This window comes from Streptomyces pluripotens (assembly GCF_000802245.2).
Classification (GTDB): domain Bacteria; phylum Actinomycetota; class Actinomycetes; order Streptomycetales; family Streptomycetaceae; genus Streptomyces; species Streptomyces pluripotens.
Map to the genome: position 1 here is coordinate 4,162,088 of NZ_CP021080.1, position 23,259 is coordinate 4,185,346.

The 23,259-nt window shown below is 70.7% G+C and carries 21 protein-coding genes; 12 read left to right on the forward strand and 9 right to left on the reverse strand.

The genetic code is table 11. The annotated features are described in order from the left end of the window. Nucleotides 1-10: 10 nt before the first annotated feature. The gene (locus tag LK06_RS18900; RefSeq protein WP_199838664.1) at nt 11-640 is read right to left on the reverse strand and encodes a TetR/AcrR family transcriptional regulator; all 630 of its coding nucleotides are present in this window, start codon (nt 638-640) and stop codon (nt 11-13) included. A 36-nt stretch (nt 641-676) separates the two neighbouring features. On the opposite strand from LK06_RS18900, the gene LK06_RS18905 reads away from it, so the two are divergent. Beyond that, nucleotides 677-1,003, forward strand: a complete 327-nt coding sequence (locus tag LK06_RS18905) for a rhodanese-like domain-containing protein (RefSeq protein ID WP_039650848.1) — start codon at nt 677-679, stop codon at nt 1,001-1,003. A 218-nt stretch (nt 1,004-1,221) separates the two neighbouring features. Continuing rightward, complete coding sequence (locus LK06_RS18910; RefSeq protein ID WP_234367618.1) at nt 1,222-2,001, forward strand: IS5 family transposase; 780 nt, start codon at nt 1,222-1,224, stop codon at nt 1,999-2,001. Between the two features lie 65 nt (nt 2,002-2,066). On the opposite strand, the gene LK06_RS18915 is transcribed toward LK06_RS18910, so the two are convergent. Then, nucleotides 2,067-2,690: a LysE family translocator gene (locus LK06_RS18915; protein WP_039650850.1), complete on the reverse strand. Its 624-nt coding sequence runs from the start codon at nt 2,688-2,690 to the stop codon at nt 2,067-2,069. Nucleotides 2,691-2,772: 82 nt separating this feature from the next. On the opposite strand from LK06_RS18915, the gene LK06_RS18920 reads away from it, so the two are divergent. Next, nucleotides 2,773-3,225: an Lrp/AsnC family transcriptional regulator gene (locus tag LK06_RS18920; protein WP_039650852.1), complete on the forward strand. Its 453-nt coding sequence runs from the start codon at nt 2,773-2,775 to the stop codon at nt 3,223-3,225. Between the two features lie 121 nt (nt 3,226-3,346). On the opposite strand, the gene LK06_RS18925 is transcribed toward LK06_RS18920, so the two are convergent. Then, nucleotides 3,347-3,982, reverse strand: coding sequence for a TetR family transcriptional regulator (locus LK06_RS18925; RefSeq protein WP_039650854.1), 636 nt, complete (start codon nt 3,980-3,982; stop codon nt 3,347-3,349). 134 nt (nt 3,983-4,116) lie between these two features. Here LK06_RS18925 and kbpA point away from each other — a divergent pair, with 134 nt between their 5' ends. Continuing rightward, on the forward strand, nt 4,117-4,860 hold the full coding sequence (kbpA, locus tag LK06_RS18930; protein ID WP_039650856.1) for an AfsK-binding protein KbpA: 744 nt from the start codon (nt 4,117-4,119) through the stop codon (nt 4,858-4,860). Nucleotides 4,861-5,030: 170 nt separating this feature from the next. After that, nucleotides 5,031-7,403, forward strand: a complete 2,373-nt coding sequence (afsK, locus tag LK06_RS18935) for a protein serine/threonine kinase AfsK (protein ID WP_039650858.1) — start codon at nt 5,031-5,033, stop codon at nt 7,401-7,403. 281 nt (nt 7,404-7,684) lie between these two features. Here the strand turns inward: afsK and LK06_RS18940 are convergent, their stop codons facing one another. From LK06_RS18940 to LK06_RS18950, 3 genes are read right to left on the reverse strand one after another with little or no spacing between them, the layout of a single operon-like run. After that, complete coding sequence (locus LK06_RS18940) at nt 7,685-8,473, reverse strand: enoyl-CoA hydratase/isomerase family protein (RefSeq protein WP_039650860.1); 789 nt, start codon at nt 8,471-8,473, stop codon at nt 7,685-7,687. Beyond that, entirely contained in the window at nt 8,458-8,865 is a 408-nt protein-coding gene (locus LK06_RS18945) for a Zn-ribbon domain-containing OB-fold protein (RefSeq protein ID WP_043406448.1), read from the reverse strand. Before LK06_RS18945 ends, LK06_RS18940 begins: the two co-directional genes overlap by 16 nt. 7 nt (nt 8,866-8,872) lie before the next feature. Next, on the reverse strand, nt 8,873-10,027 hold the full coding sequence (locus tag LK06_RS18950; RefSeq protein WP_039650864.1) for a lipid-transfer protein: 1,155 nt from the start codon (nt 10,025-10,027) through the stop codon (nt 8,873-8,875). 90 nt (nt 10,028-10,117) lie between these two features. On the opposite strand from LK06_RS18950, the gene LK06_RS18955 reads away from it, so the two are divergent. Then, nucleotides 10,118-11,710: a FadD3 family acyl-CoA ligase gene (locus tag LK06_RS18955; RefSeq protein WP_234367447.1), complete on the forward strand. Its 1,593-nt coding sequence runs from the start codon at nt 10,118-10,120 to the stop codon at nt 11,708-11,710. Between the two features lie 81 nt (nt 11,711-11,791). Here LK06_RS18955 and LK06_RS33280 read toward each other — a convergent pair whose 3' ends face one another. Further along, complete coding sequence (locus LK06_RS33280) at nt 11,792-11,959, reverse strand: hypothetical protein (protein WP_159025097.1); 168 nt, start codon at nt 11,957-11,959, stop codon at nt 11,792-11,794. Nucleotides 11,960-12,161: 202 nt separating this feature from the next. After that, entirely contained in the window at nt 12,162-15,170 is a 3,009-nt protein-coding gene (afsR, locus tag LK06_RS18960; protein WP_039650868.1) for an SARP-family global regulator AfsR, read from the reverse strand. A gap of 199 nt (nt 15,171-15,369) precedes the next feature. Between afsR and LK06_RS18965 the strand changes: the two genes are divergently transcribed. From LK06_RS18965 to LK06_RS18990, 6 genes are all read left to right on the forward strand, one after another. Continuing rightward, nucleotides 15,370-16,602: an amidohydrolase family protein gene (locus LK06_RS18965; RefSeq protein WP_039650869.1), complete on the forward strand. Its 1,233-nt coding sequence runs from the start codon at nt 15,370-15,372 to the stop codon at nt 16,600-16,602. After that, on the forward strand, nt 16,599-17,522 hold the full coding sequence (locus LK06_RS18970; RefSeq protein WP_234367448.1) for a TIGR03619 family F420-dependent LLM class oxidoreductase: 924 nt from the start codon (nt 16,599-16,601) through the stop codon (nt 17,520-17,522). Before LK06_RS18965 ends, LK06_RS18970 begins: the two co-directional genes overlap by 4 nt. A 29-nt stretch (nt 17,523-17,551) precedes the next feature. Beyond that, nucleotides 17,552-18,322, forward strand: coding sequence for an SDR family NAD(P)-dependent oxidoreductase (locus LK06_RS18975; RefSeq protein WP_039650872.1), 771 nt, complete (start codon nt 17,552-17,554; stop codon nt 18,320-18,322). Between the two features lie 99 nt (nt 18,323-18,421). Beyond that, nucleotides 18,422-19,540, forward strand: a complete 1,119-nt coding sequence (locus LK06_RS18980; RefSeq protein ID WP_071659281.1) for an LLM class flavin-dependent oxidoreductase — start codon at nt 18,422-18,424, stop codon at nt 19,538-19,540. 96 nt (nt 19,541-19,636) lie between these two features. After that, complete coding sequence (locus LK06_RS18985) at nt 19,637-21,367, forward strand: N-acyl-D-amino-acid deacylase family protein (protein WP_043406454.1); 1,731 nt, start codon at nt 19,637-19,639, stop codon at nt 21,365-21,367. Beyond that, nucleotides 21,364-22,815 carry an aldehyde dehydrogenase family protein gene (locus LK06_RS18990; RefSeq protein ID WP_039650880.1) on the forward strand — a complete coding sequence of 484 codons (1,452 nt, stop codon included), beginning with the start codon at nt 21,364-21,366 and terminating at the stop codon, nt 22,813-22,815. Before LK06_RS18985 ends, LK06_RS18990 begins: the two co-directional genes overlap by 4 nt. A gap of 24 nt (nt 22,816-22,839) precedes the next feature. Here the strand turns inward: LK06_RS18990 and LK06_RS18995 are convergent, their stop codons facing one another. After that, nucleotides 22,840-23,235, reverse strand: a complete 396-nt coding sequence (locus LK06_RS18995) for a nitroreductase/quinone reductase family protein (RefSeq protein ID WP_039650882.1) — start codon at nt 23,233-23,235, stop codon at nt 22,840-22,842. Between the last annotated feature and the right edge of the window lie 24 nt (nt 23,236-23,259).

A 23,259-nucleotide genomic window follows, 5' to 3' on the forward strand; every position in this document is an offset into this window, starting at 1 on the left:
GGCCCTTGCCTTACGGGCTGGGGGGTTGCATCGCCGAGCGGGCGAGGCGAATGAGGCCGGCTCGGATCCGTTGCTCGCCGAGTTCCGGTAGGAGCGCGGCCACGTGTTCGGCGGCCAGCGCGGCGAGCAGGGCGTGAGCGGTGTGTTCGGGGTCGGGTGTGGTGCCCAGCAGGATCGCTGTGTGGCGGTGCCAGAACCGGTAGGCCCCGATCCGGTACCGGGCGCCGACTGCGGCGGTCTCCGAGGTGCGGATGAGAGCCAGGTTCTCCAGCAGGTAGTCGACATAGGCGTCGACGAACGCGGTGAGCCGCTCCTCGGCGGCGGCTCCAGGGCCAAGCGGTGGCGGTCCATACAGGATCGCCTCTTGCAGTACGCGTTCTCGGGTGTCAAGGAGTGCGCCGGCCAGCCCGGACTTATCGCCGAAGCGGCGGTACAGAGTGCCCTTGCCGACACCGGCGGCCTCGGCCACCTGGTCCATGGAGACCGCTTCCACCCCGCGCTCGGCGAACAGCCGCGCGGCTGCGTCCAGTACGGCGGCACGGTTGCGTGCCGAGCGTGCTTGTTCCTTTGGCGGCGGGGTCCGCAGGAGTTCCAGCAGCATTGCAGAATCGGACTGCGGTCCGTTATTGTCGTGAGCCACAAGCGGACTATAGTCCGATTCTTGAAAGGCAGGGGCATGACCGCACTCATCACACGAGACGAGCTGAAGGCAGCCATAGACGCGGGCAGCGTTACCGTCGTCGACGCTCTGGGTGGCGAGTACTACGCCAAGCAGCACCTTCCTGGCGCACTCGAACTGGTCCTGGCCGACGTGGAGGCCCAGGCGTCCGCCCTACTCCCCGACCGCGACGCAGCGGTCGTCACTTACTGCTCCAACCCGGCGTGCCCCAACAGTGGACAGGTCGCCAGCCGGCTCACCGCTCTCGGATACACCAACGTCCGCAAGTACCGTGAGGGCATCCAAGACTGGGTGGAGGCGGGCCTTCCCACCGAGTCCGCCTGACCCCACCCCGGGGGAGGGCAGCCCGAAAAGCCCTGCTCTCCCTCGGAGCGGTCACGCATCCATGCACCATGCCGCGTCGACAGGCCATCGAGCACCCCAGTGAGGCACACACGGCGTGGACGGCATGGGCCGAGTCCGACGCAGCCTGTCAACGGCCTCAATAAGAGGCTGATATTCCTTGATCACTTGGAAGGTTCGTGCCCGTACTGCCGGCATGACTGACCCAACCACTGTGGGACCAATTCGCCGCCGTCCTTCCGGAGTGGCCGCGCTACCACCCGGACCATCCCCTGTGCTGCCACCGCCCGCGCATCAAAGACCGGATCGTGTTCGACAAGCTGCTGCAGCTCCTGCGGTTCGGCCGCTCCTACCAGGCGATCGCCGACACGACCTGCTCGGCCACCACGATCCGCAACCGCCGCGACGAGTGGATCCGGCTCGGCGTCTTCACCCGGCTCAAGCAAATCGCGCTGGAGTCCTACGACCGGATCGTCGGCCTCGTCTTGGACCAGATCGCCATCGACGGCGCTATCACCAAAGCCCCCGGCGGCGGCGAGGTGGCCGGGCGTTCCCCGGCCGACCGCGGCAAGCAGGGCCTGAAACGTTCCGGCATGACGGATGGTTACGGCATTCCGCTGGGCCGCGTCCTGGCCGGAGTCAACCGCCACGACTCCCCGCTGCTCGCCCCAACCCTGGACCGCCTGGACGACCTCGGACCGTTACCCGACGACATCACCGTCCACCTGGACGCCGGCTACGACTCCGACACCACCCGCACCCTGCTCAGCGAACGCGGCCTGCACAGCCAGATCGCGCACAAAGGCGCGAAAGCGCCGATCCAGGCGAGCCAGAGGTGGCACGTGGAGCGCACCCACTCCTGGCAGAACGCCTTCCACCGCCTCGCCCGCTGCTACGAGCGCCGAGCCACCGTCATCAACGCCTTCTTCGATCTTGCCGACGCGATCATCATCGTGCGCAGCCTCATCCGACAGGCATGAACGACTCACCGTTGGAACGAACGCCCGCACCGCCGTCCATGAGCACACACCTATCTGCGCGATCTCTAAAGCATCGCCAGTCGCTCCACCAGCAGGAACGCGCCGATTCCCAGCATCGCTGCGCCCGAGGTCCGGGACACCGCGCGGGCTGCCGCCGGGCGCGCCGCGAGCAGGGCGCGGGCGAGGGTGCCGACGGTGAGGTAGACGGCCGCGCAGCACCCCATGTGGAGCAGGCCGAGGGCCGCCGTCTGCGCCGGGACGGGCAGGTGGGTGCCCCGGAGGGTGAGGAACTGGGGGAGCAGGGAGAGGTACAGGAGCAGGCCCTTGGGGTTCAGACCGCTGATCACGGCTCCTCGTGAGAAGAGCCCGCGGCCGGCTGGGGGCGCGGGCTCCGCGGTCGGTCCGGGTACGGCCGGGCGGCGCAGCACGCTCCACCCCAGCCACAGCAGGTACCCGGCACCCGCCACCGTCAGTACCGTCAGCAGCCGGGGTGAGCCCGCCACCAGGACCGCCAGGCCTGCCGTCGCCAGGGCCGTGTGCAGGGCGTAGCCGGAGACCAGGCCCGCCACCGCACGCGTCACGGGGCTGCCGCGCAGGGCTGCCGTGATGACGTACGCCCAGTCAGCGCCCGGTACGCACACCAGCAGCAGGTCCAGGGCGAGGAAGGAGAGGAGCAGTCCGGAGTCCATGCTGGGGACATTAGGCGCGGATGGCTCGAAAGTGTTTCTGAAGTTTGCCCATGAACGGGGAATCTGGGCAAATATCTTCTCCATGGACGACGTGGACCGGAAAATCCTTGCCGAGCTGCAGCAGGACGGGCGACTGACCGTGACCGAGCTGGCCGCTCGGGTGCGCCTCAGTGTCTCCCCGTGCCACCGGCGGCTGCGCGAGCTGGAAAGGTCTGGAGCCATCCAGGGGTACCGGGCGGTGGTGGACGCGGCGGCGCTCGGGCTGAACTTCGAGGCGTTGGTCTTCGTGTCCATGCGGCAGGAGGACCGGGACACGGTCGCCGAGTTCGAGCGTGCGATCGGTCAGCTGGAGCACGTGTTGGACGCCCAGCGGCTGTTCGGCGAGCCCGACTACCTGCTGCGGGTCGCCACCGCCGACCTCGCCGCTTTCCAGCGGCTGTACGACGAGCGGCTCGCCACCCTGCCCGGGGTGCAGCGGCTGACGTCGACACTGGTGATGAAGCACGTGGTCCAGGACCGGCCGCTGCCCGCATGACACGGCAGGCGGCGGCTCACCGCCGGTGAACCACCGCCTGCCAGACAGGACTTCGGACCCGAAAGGCCGTCGATCAGGTCACCGGCTACGTCACCGGCCACTACACCGGCTATGTCGTCGGCTACTTCAGCGGTTTCTTGCCAGTCACACCCAGGTGTACCAACAGCGCCAGATTCGGCTTGAGTTCGGCCTGTTTCACACCCCAGGAGGAAAAGCCCTTCTGGTGTCCGGCGACCGCCGCGAGCATCGCGACCAGGGACCCGGCCACCGCCGCCGGGTTCACGTCCTTGTCGACCCGGCCCTTGGACTGTAGTTCTGCGATGGAGTCGGCGAGGGAGTTGTTCACCGAGTTCAGGATCTTCATCCTGATCTTGTAGAACCGTTTGTCCCCTTCGGCCGCGCCAAGGTCGACCACGCGTAGGATCGCGTCGTTCCTGCGCCAGAAGTCCAGGAACCCGTTCACCAATTCCTGCGCCGTCTGCCACCCGGACTTCCCGGTCCAGGTGCGTCCTTCGAGGAGTTCGGCCAATCCGGCGCCCTCGGCAGCCATTTGTTCGGCGATCTCCAGGACGGCGCCCTCGACGTCCGGGAAGTACTGGTAGAAGGTCGCGGGTGAAGTGCCCGCCTTCCGGGCGACATCGATGACCTTGACGTCCCGGTAAGGGGAGGAGCTGAGCATCTCGCTGAGGCAGTCGAGCAGCTTCTGCCGGGTCGCCTGCCCACGCCGGCCGGCCACGCGGCCGTCGACGGTACGCACTTGTCCTGTCATGCCGTCAGCTTACCGAGGGGGGATCGGAGCGCGATTCGGCCGACTGCAAATGGGGTGCACGGGCGCTCTGAGGGTGGTGTGCCTGGTCTGCGGGGTGCGCGTGACCCGGTTACTTTGGCGACATGGCCGAAAACAGGGCATCCCTGAAGGAAGAGGCGTACGGGGAGGGCGTCCCCTGCTGGGTGGACGCGCAGCTTTCCGACGTCGAGGCGGGCAAGCGGTTCTACGGTGAGCTCTTCGGGTGGACCTTCTCCGAGCCGGGCCAGGCCTACGGTTCCTCGGTGTGGGCCAGGCTGGACGGGGACCGGGTCGCCGCACTCTCCCCCAAGGTGGACGGCCGGATGCCCACCGTCTGGACGGTGTACTTCGCCACCCCGGACGCCGGGGCGTTGGGCAGGCGGATCGCCGGGGCCGGCGGACAGCTGGTGGTGGCCCCCTTCCCGGTGGGTGACCTGGGGACGGCCGGGCTCGCCGCCGACCCCGACGGCGCGGTGTTCGGCCTGTGGCAGGCAGGCACCCACCCCGGCTTCGGCCGTCGTCACGCCCCCGGCACCTTCGTCTGGGCCGAGCTGTACACCCGGGACGTCGCCGCAGCCAACACCTTCTACGGCGGTCTCTTCCACGAAGCCCTGTTCGGCGCCGACGCCGAACCCGATTTCGGTCGTGCGGACGTCGGCGAGGTCTTCCCGGCTGAGATGCCCTCGCACTTCCTCACCCACTTCCGGGCCGAGGACCTGGACGACATCCTGGGGGCCGTGCAGCGGCTGGGCGGGCGGGTGCAGGTGCCACCCTTTGAGACGTCGTACGGGCGAGTGGCCGTCGTCACCGACAATCAGGGGGCGTCGTTCGCACTGCTGCAGCGTTGATGCATCCACTTTTGGCGTGAGACACCCCGATTTTCCCCCGGGTTCGCAACTGGCGGCCCGGCCAGGAAGAATCGGGGTGCGTGCCGCCGTGGCGGTGGGGTGGTGAGACGCTGCTTTTCGGCCGCGCACATACGTGGGTGGCGTGGCTCGTACGGGGAGGTGGCAGGCAAGTGGTGGATCAGCTGACGCAGCACGATCCGCGGCGGATCGGGCCGTTCGAGGTGCTGGGCCGGCTGGGGGCCGGCGGCATGGGGCTGGTCTATCTCGCGCGCTCGGCGTCCGGCCGGCGCGTGGCGATCAAGACGGTGCGTACTGAGCTGGCCGAGGACCAGCTGTTCCGGGTCCGCTTCACCCGTGAGGTGGAGGCGGCCCGCGCGGTCTCCGGGTTCTACACGGCAGCCGTGGTGGACGCCGACCCGCGGGCCGCCGTGCCCTGGCTCGCGACCGCCTACGTCCCCGCACCCTCCCTTGAGGAGATAGTGAACGACTGCGGACCGCTCCCGGCCCAGGCTGTGCGCTGGCTCGCGGCGGGCGTCGCCGAGGCCCTGCAATCCATCCACGGCGCCGGACTGGTTCACCGCGACCTCAAGCCCTCCAACGTACTCGTGGTCGAGGACGGCCCCCGGGTGATCGACTTCGGTATCGCCTCCGGTGTGTCGAACACTCGTTTGACGATGACGAACGTCGCCGTCGGGACTCCCGCCTACATGTCTCCCGAGCAGGCCAAGGACTCCCGCAGCGTCACCGGCGCCAGCGATGTCTTCTCCCTGGGATCCACCCTGGTCTTCGCGGCCACCGGTCACCCGCCCTTCCACGGGGCCAACCCGGTCGAGACCGTCTTCATGCTGCTCCGCGAGGGTCCGGACCTCACCGGCTTGCCCGACGAGCTGCGTCCGCTCATCGAGGCGTGCATGCAGATGGAGGCCCCCGCCCGCCCCACCCCGGCCGACCTCCAGACCCAGCTCGCCCCGCACCTCTTCGGTTCCGGCACCGACGACAGCGGCACCGCCTCCGCCTGGCTGCCGGAGAAGGCGTTCGTCCTCATCGAGTCCCGCCGCGGCGGGCGTCCCGCCCTCAAGCCTGCCCCCACCGCGTCCGGTCCGCGCCCTGGTGGCCGCGCGCCTGTGCCCCCGCCACCCTCCTACGACCCCCCGGTCCGTGCCCCCGCACCCGTGGGCGCCGCTGACGCCGGCCCGGTCCGGCTGGCCGGCGCCCGGGTACCCATCGGCCCCGGCCCCCGGGTCGCCGACGCCCGTGCCGCCGCCGTCAAGGCACCCCCTCCGGAGGCCGGTCTGGTCGCCAGCTGGTCCCGGGCGCGCACCGGAGTGGCCGGTGTCGACCCCGCGGTGCCGTCGTCCCCCAAGGCCTCGGCTTCGCCCGAACCGGGTGGATCCTCGTCCGCGGAGGCGGCGAACGGTTGGCGGCCCTGGCGCTTCCGCATGTCCAACGACGTCTGGGGCACCCCCCACGTCGACGGCGACCTCGTCTACGTCACCTCATTCGAGGTGCACGCGCTGGACGTGGCCACCGGCCGTCGCCGCTTCAAGACCCGGGACGTCGCCTGGTCCATGGCGGTGGCCGACGGCCGTGTCCACGCCTCCGACGGCCCCACCCTGTTCGCCCTGGACGCCCGGGAGGGCACCGACCTGTGGCGGGTGTCCACGGACGCCTGGGTGTACTCCCTCCAGGCCGGCCACGGCACGGTCGTCACCGGAACCCGCGGCGGCGGCGTCCAGGCCTGGGAGGCCACGGGCGGGCAGAAGCTGTGGGAGATCACCGGCTGCCAGACCGACTTCGAGGCCCCGGAGGCCGGCCCCCTCGTCCACGACGGCACGGTCTATGTCTGGCAGGACGCCCGGCTGCGCGCGCTGGAGGCCCGCACCGGTGAGGAGCGCTGGTCGTACCCCATCGGCGACGCGACTTCCTGTGGCGGCGTGCCCATCCGCCTCAGTCCGGCCTCCGACGGCCAGGTCTACGTCTCCGCCGGCACCCGCGTCATCGCCATCGAGGCGGCGAGCGGCATGGTCCGCTGGCACTTCGAAGCCCCAGCGGTCTTTCTCAGCCCCCCGGCCTTCGCCTCCGGCCCGGCCGTCACCGGCGGCGGTGTCTACCTGGCCGACTACCTCGGCACGGTCTACGCCCTCGACGCCGCCGACGGCCGGGACCGCTGGCGCATCGCGACCGAGTCCCGTTCTTCCGTCGAGCCGGTTCTGGTGGCTGCCGGACACGTCCATGTCGGCAGCGGCAAGGGCCTCTACACCCTGGACGCGGTCACCGGCACCCCCAAGTGGCGTTTCCAGGCGGGCGGCGACGTCGTGGGGTCGCCGTCGGTGGCTGAGGGCCGTATCCACTTCGGCTCCACCGATCATCTGCTGTACACCCTGAAGGCTGATGACGGACGACTGCGTTGGAAGCTCGCCACCGGCGGTGAGATCACCGGTTCCCCGGTGGTCGAGGACGGCGTGGTGTACGCGTGCAGCAAGGACCGCTGTGTGTACGCGCTGGACGCGGAGAAGGGCACGGGGACGGCACGTACCACGTGACGGCCGTCGCACCGGTTGCACGGAAGGGCTTCGGACGGCGGCCGTCCCACGGCTGACGCTACCCCCGGTGCCGAGTGCCCGCCACGTGGTGGACGCGGACGGTCACGACTGTGGTGTGTCCATGGATGACGGGTCGCGGGGCGATTTCCCGATGGCCACCGTGCTCACCGACGGCGCGTCCGGGGGAAGCGCATCGCCGGTTGCGGACTGCCGTCCTGGCCTGCCCACCGGATGGACGAACGGGAAGAGGGGCTTTTGGTGGCGGACCGGCCGGCCGGCGGTCACCGGATGCGGAACTCCCCGCCATGCCGCCTCGCGAACAGCTCCGCCTGTTGCCCCGGGGGCAGGTTGCCCAGCGCGATCAGGTGCGGCGCCTGTGCGAACGCCTGCGCACGCGCCGCCTCCTTGGCCGCCCACAACGCCCGCACGGTCCCCTGCACTCCCTCCGGCGGGTAGCTGGCGATCACTGCGGCGCACCGCACGGCAGCATCCAACGCCAGTCCTTTCTCGGTGATTTCGGAGACCAGCCCGATGGTGTGCGCCCGTCGGGCCGAGATCCGCTCGGCCGTCCCCATGAGCATCATCCGTGCCGCCTCCCCGTAGGGCATCCGGTGTGCCATCAGCATGGACTCGTACGCGCTCACCATGCCGTACGTCGTGTGCGGGTCGAAGAAGGAAGCGGTGGTATCGGCGACGATGAACTCGCTCTCGCCCAGCAGGTAGAACGCGCCGCCGCAGGCCATCCCTTGCACCGCGACCACCACCGGCTTCCACAGGTCGTTCGCCTTCGGCCCCATGCCCAGCAGCGGATCGTCCTGCATGTACGGCGACGAGGGCTGGGGCACGACGGCGTCCCGGTCGATCCCGGTGCAGAACGCCCGCTCCCCGGCTCCGGTGAGCACGACGGCACGCACCGAGTCCTCGAACCGCAACCTGCGCCATACCCCGGTGAGTTCGCGAACCATCTCCAGATCGACGGCGTTGAGCCGCTCGGGCCGGTTCAGGGTGACGACGGCCACCCCGGTGTCCGCGCCGACGTCGAGGCGGACGGTGTTCACACCAGTACCCACTGCGGAAGCCCTCCGGAGAAGACCACCTGGACCCGGGTGCCGATCCGGATGCGCCCCGGGTCGAGGGAGCCGAGCGGGGCTCCGGGAGCGGTGACCAGATTCCCGACCAGCCGGATCCGCGGCGCGTCCTCCAATTCCACGACCACCACGTTGTACGGCGCCTGTTGGGCGTAGTCGGGTAGCAGCGGCGGATGCGCCACGATGTACGACCACACCCGGCCCCGCCCTGACACCCTCCGCCACTCGCTCGCGAAGGACTGGCAGCGCGGGCAGCAGGGCCGGGGCGGGAACCGGGACTCGCCGCAGTCGCCGCAGGCCTGCACGCGCAGTTCGCCGCGGGCCGCGTACTCCCAGAAGGGCGCGCCGTCGGTGTCGGTGACAGGGGCCAGCATGTCGGTCTCAACTCCTCAGCAGCAGAGCGGAGGTGGGTACACCCTCGCCGGCGGTGACCAGACAGGTGGCGGCCCCCGGAACCTGCGCGGTACTGGTCCCGCGTAGCTGCTTCACCCCTTCGTTGACGAGGTTGAAGCCGTGCACGTAGGCCTCGGAGAGCCCGCCTCCACCGGTGTTGATGGGCAACCGTCCCCCGATCTCCAGGGCACCGCCCTCGGTGAACGCGCCCCCCTCTCCCCGCCCGCAGAAGCCGTAGCCCTCCAGGGACAGGGGGATCAGGGCCGTGAACGCGTCGTAGATCTGCGCCACGTCGACGTCGTCCGGCGTGAAGTCGGCGTGTTTCCACAGGTGTCGGGCCGCGGTCCAGGCGGGGCCGGTGAGCGGGTCGTCGTTCCAGTAGTTGACCATGCCGTGGTGCTGGGCGGGCAGCCCCTGGGCCGCGGAGTGCACGTACACGGGCCTTGCGGCGCAGTCCCGCGCACGCTCCTTGCCGACGACCACACAGGCCAATGCTCCGTCCGTCTCCAGGCAGTTGTCGAAGAGGCACAGCGGTTCACTGATCCACCGGGAGGTCATGTACAGAGCGCGGGTCAGGGGCCGTTCGTACATGACGGCCGCCGGATTCTGATTGGCCCGGTTACGGCAGGCGAGGGCGACGTGGAACAAGTGGTCCCGGGTGGCGCCGTACTCGTGCATGTACCGGCGCGTCAGCATGGCGATCTCGTCCGCGGGCCGTAGCAGCCCGAAGGGGCGGGTCCACTGGGCCGGAGTGGGCAGCTGAACCGCCGTGCTGGTCCACGGTCGCAGCCCGCTGCCCCTCTTCCGGGATCGCCACGCCACCCCCACCGTGGCCTGCCCGGTGGCGATGGCGGCGGCGAGGTGGGCGATCGTGGCGCAGGAACCGCCGCCCCCGTACCCCACTTTGCTGAAGAAGGTCAGGTCGCCGAACCCGACCGCCTTCGCCAGCTCCACCTCGTCGGTCTCCTCCATGGTGTAGGAGGCCAGGGCGTCGACTTCACCGGGTGCGATCCCGGCGTCGTCGAGCGCGGCGAGCACGGCCCGGCAGGCGAGCGTCTTCTCGTCCTCCGGAAGGTGCTTGGCGAAGGCGGTCTGGCCTATCCCGACGATGGCCGTGGCGTCCTTCAGTCCGGGTCCTGCCATGGTGTAGCCGCCCCCTCACATGTGCTGACAGTGTGTCAGCCTAGCGCTAATCTGACGGACAGTCAGGTATGTGACCCGGGGAGGGTGGCCGTGGGCGAGTGGAACACCATTGCGGAACTGGTGCGGTCGGCGGCCGAGCGGTACGCGGACACCGAGGCCGTGGTCGAAGGCCGCAAGAGGATCAGGTACGCCGCACTGGGCGCCCGCGTCGAGCGCGCGGCGGCGGCATATCTGGCCGCCGGGGTGCGGGTGGGTGACCGGGTGGCGATCTGGGCCCCCAATTCCCTCGACTGGATCGTCGCGGCCCTCGGTGCGGTCTGCGCGGGTGCGGTGCTGGTGCCGCTGAACACCCGCTTCAAGGGGGCGGAGGCGGCCGACGTGCTGCGGCGCAGCGGGGCCCGGCTGCTCTTCGTGACGGGTACGTTCCTGGGCACGTCGTACGTGGCCTCGCTGCGGCGCGCGGCGGGCTCTTCCGGCGGTTCCGGCCGGCCGCTGCCCAGCCTGCCGGAGCTTGAGCAGGCGGTGGTCCTCTCCGACGACGCACCCGCCGGCTTTCGGACGTGGAAGGACTTCCTGGCGGACGGGGAGAGCGTGGGAGAGTCCGACGTCCTCCGCCGAGGGGAGAAGTTGGACGGCCGGTGCCTGTCCGACATCATCTTCACCTCAGGCACCACGGGCCGCCCCAAGGGAGCGATGATCACCCACGAGCAGACGCTCACGGCGTACGAAATCTGGGCGGACCTCGCGGGCCTGCGCGCCACGGACCGCTACCTGATCGTCAATCCCTTCTTCCACACCTTCGGCTACAAGGCCGGCGTGATCGCCTGCCTGATGCGCGGGGCGACGATGATCCCGCAGCCCGTGTTCAACGCGGACACGGCGCTGGCCAACATCGCGGCGGAGCGGGTCTCCGTCCTGCCCGGCCCACCGGCCCTCCACCAGGCGCTCCTGGACCACCCGGCCCGCGACGCCCACGACCTCTCGGCGCTGAGGCTCGTGGTCACCGGCGCGGCCGTGGTCCCGCTCCGCCTGGTGGAACGCCTGCGCGAGGAGCTCGGCATCGACACGGTCCTCACCGCCTACGGCCTCTCGGAGGCGAGCGGCATCGTCACCATGTGCCGGCGCGGCGACGATCCGTCGGTCATCGCTGCCACATCCGGCCGGGCGATCCCCGGTACGGAGGTGAAGGTGGCCGGTGCCGGAGGGGCTCCGGCACCGGCCGGCACACCCGGGGAGGTACTGGTCCGGGGCTTCAACGTCATGCGCGGCTACTACGCGGACGAGACGGCGACCCGAGAGGTCATGACCGGGGACGGCTGGCTGCGCACGGGTGACGTGGGCGTCCTGGACCGGTCCGGCAACCTGCGGATCACGGACCGCATCAAGGACATGTTCATCGTCGGCGGCTTCAACGCCTACCCGGCGGAGATAGAGCGACTGCTCGGCGTCCACCCGGACGTGGCGGACGTGGCGGTGGTCGGCGTACCGGACGCCCGTCTGGGGGAGGTCGGCAAGGCCTTCGTCGTACGCAGGCCGGGTTCGGTCCTGACCGCCGACGACCTGATCGCCTGGTCCCGTCGTGAGATGGCCAACTACAAGGTGCCGCGGGAGGTGGAGTTCGTGCCCGGCCTTCCGCGCAACGCGAGCGGGAAGGTGGTGAAGGGGCCGCTGCGGAGCCGGTGAGGGCTTGCGGCCACGGACCCCGGCCGCGACGGCTCCCCCTTTGCACCGCCGCGGCCGATTCCCGTCGGATGAAGAACCGGGTCAGGCCCTCTCGTCCGTGGCGTGCGTGTTGTCCGGGGTCACGAAGCCGGTGTCCTCGCCCACCGCCAGAGTGATCGGCTTCAGCGGCTCGCTGGTGGCGTGCGTGTTCAGCGTGGTCACCTCGGTGGGCGAAGACCCCGCCTCGGTCGTCTTCTTGGCGTCGCTCATGTTGCTCTCCTGAAACTACGTGTCGTGGTGGGCCAAAAGGCCCGCCCGGCAGCTCCCCCGAGGGCCGCCGGACGGTGCTCCCAGGCCGGTTCACCCTAAGGTGCACCCAGGTGAGGTCCCGTCTGTCCCCCGACGCGACGGAACGACCTCACTGAGGGTGCCCCCCGCCGATAAACGAACGATGAACGTGCAGGGTCCGACCTCACGCCACCGAGAGGGGCCCCAGCAGCGCACGTACCTCGTCGGCTTCCGGGGCGTTCAGCGCCTCGAAGATGGTGAGGGCTTCCTGCCAACAGACCTGTGCCCGCCCGCTCTGTCCGATGCCGAGCAACGCCCGACCGAGCGCGGTGAGGACATTGCCGCGCCGCCACTCGCCGCCGATGCCGCGGAGCAGGGCCAGCGCCGACTCCGCTTTGGTCGCCGCCTGCGCCAGACGCCGGACGGCGAGGTCGACCTCGGCGAGCCGGAAGAGGGTCATCCCCTCCCACAGCCGTTGTCGACTGTCACGGAACACCCCCAGGGCCTCTTGGAGGCGCTCCGCGGCCAACGCGTGCTGTCCGCTCTGGGTGAGCGCGAGCCCCAGTGCGTAACGGCCGTTGGCCCCCTTGAGAGCGTGCCCCATGTCGTCGTACATGTACGTGCCCTGCTGGGCGAGGGTGACCGCACTCTCCGTGCGGCCCATGGCCAGGCGTATCCGCGAGAGGTTGCACAGGGCGCTGGCTTCGCCGGGGCGGTCTCCGGCGGAACGGAAACTGTCGATGGCCCGGGTCAGGTGGCGCTCACCGGCCGTGTGCCGGCTCTGGTAGAGGGCGATGACCCCGAGCATGTTGGACGCCCAGCACTGGGGGAGCGGATCGTCCGCGGTCTCCGCCAGCCGTACGGCCTCGGCGGCCTCCTGGTCCGCCAGTTCGAAACGGCCCGACATGTGGTGGCCGTTGGCGAGGGTGACCAGGGCGCGGGCCTCCGCGCGCTGATCGCCGTGGGCCTGTGCGGCGGCACGGACGGCTGCTCCGGTGGCTTCGTACTCCTTGGAGTTGGCTCCCGACTCGGCGAGGTCGATGACCGCCCACAACAGGTCCACGGCCCGTCTGAGTCGGTCGGGTCGCGTCGACTGGCGCACGCAGGACAGGAGGCAGACCGCTTCGGTGTAGAGCCAGTCCCTAGCCCCGTGCCGGTCATCGAAGACCAGCCCCGGGTACTCGGTCGGTTCCAGGTGATCGACCAGCCGGTCTCCGGGCCGCTCGATCGCGTAGACCCCCGCCGCCGTGGCCAGGTAGAAGTCCAGCAGTCGCGATGTCGCCGCCTCCCGCTCACTCGGCGGCTGCTCGTCCCGCTCCGCACAGGCACGTGCGTAGAGCCGCACCAGATCGTGGAGCCGGTACCGTCCAGGTGCCGCCGATTCCAGGAGCGAGGTGTCCACCAGGGACTCCAGCAGGTCCTCCGTGTCCTCCACGGGGAGGTCCAGGGCTGCTGCCGCGGCAGCGAGGGAGATGTCCGGGCCGTCGGCCAGCCCGAGCAGCCGGAACGCCCGGGCCTGGGCCGGCTCCAGCTGGCCGTAGCCCAGTTCGAAGGTCGCCTTGACCGCCAGGTCGCCCGCTTGGAGTTCGTCCAGCCGGCGGCGTTCGTCCGCCAGCTTCGCCGCCAGTACCGACACCGTCCAGGTGCGGCGGGCCGCCAGCCGGGAGGCGGCGATGCGGATGGCCAGCGGGAGGAAGCCGCAGGCCGCCACCACGTCCAGCGCTGCCTTCCGTTCCGCCGCCACCCGCTCCTCGCCCACGATCTTCGTGAACAGCGTCAGGGCCTCGTCCGGGGACATGACGTCGAGGTCGACGAGATGGGCCCCGGCCAGGTCGACCATCCGGACCCGGGAGGTGACCAGCGCCGCACAACCTTCCGTGCCGGGCAGCAGCGGTCGTACCTGCGCCGCGTCCTTGGCATTGTCCAGCAGCACTAGTACTCGGCGGCCGTCCAGTGCCGACCGGTACAGGGCCGCCCGCTCCTGGAGCGAGTCCGGGAGGGCCGAGTCCGCCGTGCCCAAGGCGCGCAGGAAGGAGCCGAGCACCGTCTCCGGTTCCGCCGGGCGTGGACCCGTGCCCTGGAGGTCCACGTACAGCTGGCCGTCGGGGAACGCGGAGCGGGCCCGGTGGGCCACATGGACCGCCAGCGTCGTCTTGCCCACACCGCCGATACCGGCCAGCGCCGACACCGCCATCACCCGGCCTTCCGCCTCCGACGCCGCGGACAGCACCTCGCTCAGCTCGCTCACGAAGGCGTTGCGGCCGGTGAAGTCGGGGACCGAGGCGGGCAGCTGAGCGGGGCGGAGCCGGACCACGGCCGGCTCCACCACCGGGGCGGACGGCTCCGCCAGCGCGGGGTCGGCCCGGAGGATGCGCTGCTGGAGTTCGCGGAGCCCCGGGCGCGGGTCCACGCCCAGCTCCTCCGCCAGCAGCCGCCGGGTGTCCGCGTACACCGCCAACGCTTCCGCCTGGCGGCCACTGCGGTACAGCGCCAGCATCAGCAACTCGCGCAGGCGCTCGCGCAGTGGATGCGCCGCCGTCAGCGCCGTCAGTTCCGAGACGGCCTCCGCGTGGCACCCCTGCTCCAGGTCCATGTCCAGGCGGGACTCCAGGAGCCCCAGGCGCCATTCCTCCAGGCGTACCCGCTGGGTCTGGGCGTACGGGCCGGGAACGCCGGCGAGCGGCTCGCCGTCCCACAGCCCCAGCGCCCGGTTCAGCAGTTCCCGGGCCCGGCCCAGGTCACCTGTGCTCCGTGCCTTCTCCGCTGCCGCGGCGAGGTCCTGGGCCGTCGCCAGGTCCAGGGCGCCGTCGCCCGGTACCCGTACGGCGTAGCCGCCGGACTCGCTGACCAGGACCCCGGGGTCCAGCACCTTGCGGAGCCGGGAGGCGTAGGTGCGCAGTGCTGCCAGTGCCTGGCTGGGTGGCTCGGCGCCCCAGAGGGCGTCGATGAGTTCCGCCGCCGTGGCCGTACGGCCCTCGCGCAGCAGCAGGGCGGCCAGCAGGGCGCGCTGTTGTGGGGAGCCCATGTTGAGCGCCTCCTCGCCGTGCCAGGCCCGCACCGGACCGAGCACGCCGAAGCGCAGCCCCTGTGGCTCCGCGACGGTGCCGGCTTCGGCTTCGGTGCCGGCTTCGGCGGCGGCCGTGGCCCCGGAGTCGGGACGTCGCTGCTCAGGCACGCGCGGCCCACCATCCATGCGTTCGCCCCTTCGGTATCACGAACAACTCCGCCAGTCTGCCTTGTCCGAGGCGGTTGCGTCAGCCGCGGGAGACGCCGATCACAAGGCGGCGACGCCCGGTTCGCGTGGCCGGTACCCGGTCTTCGCATCCGAGGGCTCGGCAATGCGCCCGGCACGATAGCTGACGGTCCGTCAGATCGGCGCTACCGTGGAGGGCATGGAGACCACACAGTTCCCGCCGATCATCTCCGTCGACGACCACACCGTGGAGCCCGCCGCCGTCTGGCAGGACCGGTTGCCGAAGAAGTACCGGGACGTCGGGCCCCGGATCGTGCGGGCACCGCTGAAGGAGATGACCTTCCTCGGCGGGCGTTTCAAACCCGTGATGGGTGAACCTGGCGGCACCGACGGGCCCGTCGGTGACTGGTGGGTGTACGAGGACCTGCACCGGCCCCTCACCCGCCTCGACACCGCCGTCGGGTACAGCAGGGACGACATCAAGCTGGAGGTCATCACCTACGAGCAGATGCGGGCCGGGTCGTACGACGTCCCGGCCCGCCTCGCCGACATGGACGTCAACCACGTCCAGTCGGCCCTCTGCTTCCCCACCTTCCCCCGCTTCTGCGGCCAGACCTTCACCGAGGCCCGGGACCGGGACCTCGCCCTGTTGTGCGTGCGCGCCTACAACGACTGGATGGTGGAGCAGTGGTGCGGCCCCGAGGCGCACGGGCGGCTGATACCGCTCACCCTCATCCCGCTCTGGGACGCCTCGCTCGCCGCCCAGGAGGTTCGGCGGAACGCCGCCCGAGGGGTGCGGGCCGTCGCCTTCTCCGAGATACCGCCGTACCTCGGGCTGCCCTCGGTGCACACCGACGACTGGGACCCGTTCCTCGCGGCGTGCGACGAGACCGGCACGGTCGTCGCCATGCACATCGGCTCCAGCAGTCGGATGCCCTCGACCTCCGCCGACGCCCCGCCCGCCGTCGGCTCCACCATCACCTTCGCCAACTGCTGCTTCTCGATGGTGGACTGGCTGATGAGCGGAAAGTTCGACCGCTTCCCGAACCTGAAGGTGATGTACGCCGAGGGGCAGATCGGCTGGATTCCGTACATCATCGAGCGCGCCGACGTCGTGTGGCGGGAGAACCGGGGCTGGGGCGGGGTCGCCGACAAGGTGCGCCGGCCGCCGTCCGAACTGTTCACCGAGCACGTCTACGGCTGCTTCTTCGACGACGCCTTCGGGCTGCGCAACCTGGACGCCATCGGGGTCGGGAACGTCCTGTACGAGACGGACTACCCGCACTCGGACTCCACCTGGCCCGAGTCCCGCAAGGTCGGCGAGGCCCAGATGGGGCATCTGCCGGCCGACGTCGTCGAGCGGATCGTCCGCGGCAACGCCATCGAACTGCTGGGGCTGTCGGCCAACGGGCTCTGGCGGGGGGCGCGGTGAGCCTCGCCTGGGGCATCCAGCTGCCCGTCCAGTCCCAGAGCACGCTGTACGCGGAGGCCTGGGAGGCTGGCGGTGGTCCGGCGGATCTGGTGGAGATCGCGCGGGCCGTCGACCGGGCCGGGGCCGAGTACCTGGCCTGCTGCGACCACGTGGCCATTCCGCGCCGCCTCGCCGGGGCCATGAGCACGGTCTGGTACGACCCCGTGGCCACCCTCGCCCACCTGGCCGCCGTGACCGAGCGCGTCCGGCTGCTGGTCCACGTGGCCGTCGTGGGGCTGCGGCACCCGTTGCCCGCCGCCAAGCAGTACGCCACTCTCGATCGCCTCTCCGGCGGGCGGCTGGTTCTGGGGGTGGGGGCCGGGCACGTGCGGGAGGAGTTCGAGGTCCTGGACGTGGACTTCGGGAGGCGAGGAGCCGTCCTCGACGAGAGCATCGACGCCCTGCGCGCCGCCCTCGGGCCGGAGGAGTTCCCCGAGCACCACGGCAAGCTGTACGACTTCGCGGGCCTGGGGCAGCGGCCCCGGCCCGTGCAGTCCCGCCTGCCCGTGTGGGTCGGCGGCTCCTCGCCCGCTGCCGTGCGCCGGGCCGCCCTCAAGGGCGACGGCTGGCTGCCGCAGGGCGACGCCCGCGAGCGGATGCCCGCACAGATCGCGCGGATACGGCGGCTCAGGCAGGAGCGCGGGGCCGCGGGGCCCTTCACCGTCGGCGCCATCGCCGAGCCGCTCTACGTCGGCCGGGCCGGCTGGGATGTGGGCCGGCGGACCCTCACCGGGGCACCCGAGGCGCTGGCCGAGTCGCTGCGGGAGTACCGGTCGATGGGCGTGGACCAGGTACAGGTGCGGTTCCGCAGCCGCAGCCGGGCCGAACTCATCGAGCAGGTCGACGTGTTCGGGGCGGAGGTCGCGCCCCTGCTGGACTGACGGACGGGTCCGAGGACCGAGGAGGAGCCATGGGCAAGCTGGACGGGCGGGTCGTCATCGTCACCGGGGCGGCGCGCGGACAGGGCGAACAGGAGGCGCGGCTGTTCCGGGCGGAAGGCGCGCAGGTGATCGTGGCGGACGTGCTGGACGACCAGGGCGAGGCGCTGGCCAAGGAGATAGGGGCTGCCTACGTCCACCTCGACGTCGGCACGGAGGAGGGGTGGCGGCAGGCCGTCGCGGCCACCAAGCGGGCGTACGGGCGCATCGACGGGCTGGTCAACAATGCGGGCATCCTGCGCTTCAACGCCCTCGTGGACACTCCACTGGACGAGTTCATGCAGGTGGTACAGGTCAACCAGGTGGGCTGCTTCCTGGGGATGAAGGCCGTGGCACCGGAGATGACCGACGGCGGCACGATCGTGAACACCGCCTCCTACACGGCGCTGACCGGCATGGCGGCCGTGGGCACGTACGCCGCCACCAAGCACGCCATCCTCGGGCTGACCCGGGTCGCCGCGCTGGAGCTGGCCGGCCGGCGGATACGGGTCAACGCCATCTGCCCGGGCGCCATCGACACCCCGATGTCCAATCCGGCCCGGCTGGATCCGGACGCCGATCCGGAGGAGACCGGTCGGGCCCTGGACGACCTGTACCGCAGGCTCGTCCCGCTTGGGCGGGTCGGGCGACCGGAGGAGGTGGCGCAGCTCGCCCTCTTCCTCACCTCGGGCGACTCCTCGTACATCACCGGGCAGCCGTTCGTGATCGACGGGGGCTGGCTGGCCGGAGTCAGCATTATCTGACGCACCATCAGCTATTGACCCCCGCGGCGGCCGGTGCGACAGTCGGCCAGCAAACGCATCTGACGATACGTCAGCACAATCTCGGGACGGTGAACCGCCTTGGAATTCGGGCTCTTTGTACAGGGATACGTGGGCAAGCGCGCCGAGACCGACCCGCTCGCCGAGCACAAGGCACTGATGGAGGAGACCGAGTACGTCATCCAGGCGGACAAGTCGGGCTTCAAGTACGCCTGGGCCTCCGAGCACCACTTCCTGGAACAGTACTCACACCTGTCCGCCAACGACGTCTTCCTCGGGTACCTGGCGCACGCGACCGAGCGGATCCACCTGGGCTCCGGGATCTTCAATCCGCTCGCCCAGGTCAACCACCCGGTGAAGGTCGCCGAGAAGGTCGCCATGCTCGACCACCTCACCGAGGGCCGCTTCGAGTTCGGTAGCGGGCGGGGTGCGGGCTCGCACGAGATCCTCGGCTTCCTGCCCGGCATCACCGACATGAACCACACCAAGGAGATCTGGGAGGAGACGATCGCCGAGTTCCCCCGGATGTGGCTCCAGGACGAGTACCCCGGATTCCAGGGCAAGCACTGGCAGCTGCCACCGCGCAAGATTCTGCCGAAGCCGTACGGGAAGTCCCACCCGGCGATGTGGTACGCCGCCGGATCACCGCCTTCCTACGCCATGGCTGCCAGGAAGGGCCTGGGCGTGCTCGGCTTCAGCATCCAGAAGGTCTCGGACATGGAGTGGGTGCTGGAGCAGTACAAGACGGCGATCGTGGACGCGGAGCCGGTGGGGGACTTCGTCAACGACAACGTGATGGTGACGACCACGGCCATCTGCGCACCCACGCACGAGGAGGCGATCCGGACCGCGGTCGCGGGCGGGTTGCACTATCTGCCGTCGCTGGTCTTCCGGTACCACGACACGTTCCCCCGCCCGGAGGGTTTCCCGGTGTGGCCGGAGACGCTGCCGGAGTACACGCCCGAGTTCGTGGAACTGCTCATCGAGGAGGAACTGCTGATCTGTGGCGACCCGGACGAGGTGCTGCGCCAGTGCAAGCGGTGGGAGCAGGCGGGCGCCGATCAGCTGAGCTTCGGGCTGCCGGTGGGGGTGCCGAAGGAGGAAACACTGCGGACGATCCGGCTCATCGGGGAGCACGTCATCCCGAAGATCGACACGGATCCCGTGCACCGGACGTCCAGGTTCCGGGCGGCCGTGTGAGCGCCGCGGTGCAGCACGGCGCGCCCGCCGCCGACCGCACGGTCACCCGCGGCCCTTCACGGCCTGTCCCGCACCGCAGTTGAGGGAGGGAGCCCCATGCTCGATCACGTCATCAAGGGTGCCACCGTCGTGGACGGCACGGGCGCCCCCGCACGCACCGCCGATGTCGGCATCCAGGACGGACACATCGCCGTCGTCGGCAGGGTCGCCCAGGAAGCCCACAGCACCGAGGACGCACACGGCCTCGTCCTCGCACCCGGCTTCGTCGACCCCCACACCCACTACGACGCCCAGCTCTTCTGGGACCCGTACGCCACCCCGTCGCTCAACCACGGGGTGACGAGCGTCGTCGCCGGCAACTGCGGGTTCACCCTCGCGCCCTTGAACCCCGACCGTCCCTCGGATGCCGACTACACCCGGCGCATGATGTCCAAGGTCGAGGGCATGTCCCTGGTCGCACTGGAGCAGGGGACACCGTGGAGCTGGCGCTCCTTCGGGGAGTACCTGGACGCCCTCGACGGCCGGATCGCCGTCAACGCGGGCTTCATGGTGGGGCACTGTGCCCTGCGCCGGTACGTGATGGGGGCGCAGGCCGTCGGTGGGCAACCGGGCGAGGAACAGCTCGGCGCCATGCTCCGGCTGCTGCACGAGGCCATGGACGCCGGCGCCTGGGGGCTGTCCACCACCCAGTCCGGCACTCACACCGACGGGGACGGGCGGCCGGTCGCCTCCAGACACGCCCGACCAGGGGAGTTGCTGGCCCTGTCGCGGGCCGTCGGCGAGCACGAGGGCACCCAGATCGAGGCGATCGTCGCCGGGTGCCTGGACCAGTTCAGTGATGCCGAGATCGACCTGCTGGCGGAGCTCAGCGCAGTGGCCGGGCGGCCCCTGAACTGGAACGTCCTCACCATCGACGCGGCCGTCCCCGAGCGCGTGCCCCGCCAGCTGAGCGCGAGCGAGCGGGCCCGGAAGGCGGGCGGCCGGGTGGTGGCCCTCACCATGCCGATCCTCACCCCGATGAACATGTCCCTGGGCACCTTCTGCGCCCTGAACCTCATACCGGGCTGGGGTCCGGTCCTGGGGCTGCCCGTTCCCGAGCGCATCGCCAGGCTCCGCGATCCACAGGTCAGGAAGGAGATGCTGCGGCGGGCCGGGTCGAAGGAGGCGGGTGTCTTCCGGCGGCTCGCGAACTTCGGCCGCTACGTCATCGGCGACACCTACAGCGAGGCCAACCGAGGGCTCACCGGCCGGGTCGTGCGGGACATCGCGGCCGAGCGGGACCAGGACCCCTTCACCTGCCTGGTGGAGATCTGCGCCAACGACGACCTCCGTACTGTCCTGTGGCCGATGCCCAGCGACAACGACCCGGCGTCCTGGGCACTGCGGGCCGAGACCTGGCAGCACGAGGACGTCCTGCTCGGCGGCTCGGACGCGGGTGCCCACCTGGACCGGATGTGCGGTGCGCCGTACACCACCCGGTTCCTGGGGGACTGCCTGCGCGGCCGGAAACTGGTCGGTCTGGAGCGGGCGGTGCAGATGCTGACCGACGATCCGGCCCGGCTCTTCGGGTTGCGCCGGCGGGGACGGGTGGCGGAGGGCTGGCACGCCGACCTGGTCCTCTTCGACCCGGAGCGGATCGACGCCGGTCCGGCCCGCCTGGTGCACGACCTGCCGGGTGACAGTCCCCGCCTGGACTCCCGGGCGATCGGGGTGCGGGCCGTGTGGGTCAACGGTGTCGAGGCGATCCGGGACGACGTGGTGAGCGGAGCTGTACCGGGAAGGGTGCTGCGGTCCGGGCGCGACACCGAGACGGTGGGGACGCGATGACGGACCGGCAACCGCTGTTCATCGGCGGGGAGTGGGTGGAGCCGGACGGCGGGCACTACCCGGTGACCGACCCGGCCACCGAGGAGACCGCCGGCTGGGCACCCGAGGCCTCCGTCGCGCAGGCGCGGGCGGCCTGCGCGACGGCCCGGGAGGCGTTCGCCCTCTGGTCGCGGACCAGGCCGGAGGAGCGGGCCGCCGTGCTGGGACGGGCGGCGGAGCTCATTCGCGGACGGCTGGACCCGTACGCCGACCTAGCCCGTGCCGAGACCGGGGCGACGACCCGGACGGCCCGCGCGATGCAGGTCGGGGTGGCCGCCGCCCGCTTCCGCCGGTACGCGGGCGTCGAGCCCGCCGAGTGGGCCGTCGTACCGCAGGTCAACGCGGCTGGGCCGATGGGCGGGGCCGGTGTCACGGGTGCACTGGCGGTACGGCAGCCCGTCGGGGTCGTCAGCTGCATCACTTCCTACAACAATCCGTGGGCCAATCCGGCCGGCAAGGTCGCCCCGGCCCTGGCGATGGGCAACACGGTCGTCGTCAAGCCCGCACCGCAGGACCCGTTGTCCGTGTACCGGATGGCACAGGCACTTGAGGCGGCCGGAGTACCGCCGGGCGTGGTGAACGTCGTCTCGGGGCGTGCGGTGGCCGTGGGCGAGGCCGTGGTCGCGTCGGACGATGTCGACATGGTGAGTTTCACCGGATCCACCGCCGTGGGACGAGGCATCGCCGAGGCGTGCGGCCGGGACATGAAGCGTCAGCTGATGGAACTGGGCGGCAAAGGTGCCGCGATCGTCTTCGACGACGCTGACCTCGGCTCGGCCGTCGCCGGTATCGGCACCACCTTCTCGTTCTACAGCGGCCAGATCTGCACGGCCCCCACCCGGGTTTTGGCCCAGCGGGCGGTGTACGGCCGCTTGGTCGAACGGCTGGCCGCCTATGCCGACCGGTTGAAGGTGGGCGATCCCCGGGAGCCGGACACCGTCGTCGGGCCGGTGATCTCGGACGAGCACCGGGCGCGGGTCGAGGCGTACGTCGAACTCGGGCGGAAGGAGGGGGCCGTGCTCGCGGCGGGAGGTGAACGGCCCCGGCTGGAACGTGGTTTCTACGTCTCCCCCACCCTCCTCGCCGACTGCACCAACGATATGCGGGTGGCCCGTGAGGAGATCTTCGGGCCGGTCGTGGTGGTCATTCCCTTCGGCGACGAGGACGAAGCGGTGGCCCTGGCCAACGATTCCGAATACGGCCTCATCGACTACGTCTGGTCCGGTGACACGGCAAGGGCCTTCCGGGTCGCGCGGCGGCTGCGTGCGGGAGGAGTCGGCATCAACACGGTGAGCCGCAACATGGAGGCGCCGTTCGGTGGCTTCAAGCGCAGCGGCGTCGGCCGGGACGTGGGCGTGTACGCCCTGCACGCCTACAGCGAGGTGCAGGCGATCGTGTGGCCCGGGTGACGGGCAGGCCTCATGCGCCGACCGTCACTCCGCCAGGTCGATCCGGACCGTCAGCAGATCCGTGCCGAACGCCCGTACCGCCGCGCTGTTGAAGCGGGGGAGCGTGCGCAGGCGGGAGACGGCGTCGTCGTCGGGGAGGAGGTGGGCGGTGCCGCGATGCCAGCGGCCCGCGATGCGGACGCGGACCTGCGGATCGGCCTGGATGTTGCGCACGTACTGCGACGTGAAACCGAACTCCGAGACGATCCAGAAGGAGTCTCCGGCCCGGCGCCCGCCCACCGGGGTCAGCCGGGGCCGGCCGGACTTGCGGCCCGTGGTCTCCAGCAGGGTCTGGAAGGGAAGGCGCCGGTTCAGCGGGTTGGCGAGGTGACGCTGAAAGCGGGTCACCATGCGGTGCTTGCGGTCTGCGCCACCTGACATCCGTGCTTCCTCTCCTGGTTCTCC

What these genes read in the sequence shown, in the direction of transcription:
- LK06_RS18905 (WP_039650848.1), top strand. Translation starts at nt 677, where the DNA reads ATGACCGCACTCATCACACGAGACGAGCTGAAGGCAGCCATAGACGCG.
- LK06_RS18915 (WP_039650850.1), bottom strand. Translation starts at nt 2,690, where the DNA reads ATGGACTCCGGACTGCTCCTCTCCTTCCTCGCCCTGGACCTGCTGCTG.
- LK06_RS18920 (WP_039650852.1), top strand. Translation starts at nt 2,773, where the DNA reads ATGGACGACGTGGACCGGAAAATCCTTGCCGAGCTGCAGCAGGACGGG.
- kbpA (WP_039650856.1), top strand. Translation starts at nt 4,117, where the DNA reads ATGGCCGAAAACAGGGCATCCCTGAAGGAAGAGGCGTACGGGGAGGGC.
- LK06_RS18945 (WP_043406448.1), bottom strand. Translation starts at nt 8,865, where the DNA reads ATGCTGGCCCCTGTCACCGACACCGACGGCGCGCCCTTCTGGGAGTAC.
- LK06_RS18950 (WP_039650864.1), bottom strand. Translation starts at nt 10,027, where the DNA reads ATGGCAGGACCCGGACTGAAGGACGCCACGGCCATCGTCGGGATAGGC.
- LK06_RS33280 (WP_159025097.1), bottom strand. Translation starts at nt 11,959, where the DNA reads ATGAGCGACGCCAAGAAGACGACCGAGGCGGGGTCTTCGCCCACCGAG.
- afsR (WP_039650868.1), bottom strand. Translation starts at nt 15,170, where the DNA reads ATGGATGGTGGGCCGCGCGTGCCTGAGCAGCGACGTCCCGACTCCGGG.
- LK06_RS18965 (WP_039650869.1), top strand. Translation starts at nt 15,370, where the DNA reads ATGGAGACCACACAGTTCCCGCCGATCATCTCCGTCGACGACCACACC.
- LK06_RS18975 (WP_039650872.1), top strand. Translation starts at nt 17,552, where the DNA reads ATGGGCAAGCTGGACGGGCGGGTCGTCATCGTCACCGGGGCGGCGCGC.
- LK06_RS18985 (WP_043406454.1), top strand. Translation starts at nt 19,637, where the DNA reads ATGCTCGATCACGTCATCAAGGGTGCCACCGTCGTGGACGGCACGGGC.
- LK06_RS18990 (WP_039650880.1), top strand. Translation starts at nt 21,364, where the DNA reads ATGACGGACCGGCAACCGCTGTTCATCGGCGGGGAGTGGGTGGAGCCG.
- LK06_RS18995 (WP_039650882.1), bottom strand. Translation starts at nt 23,235, where the DNA reads ATGTCAGGTGGCGCAGACCGCAAGCACCGCATGGTGACCCGCTTTCAG.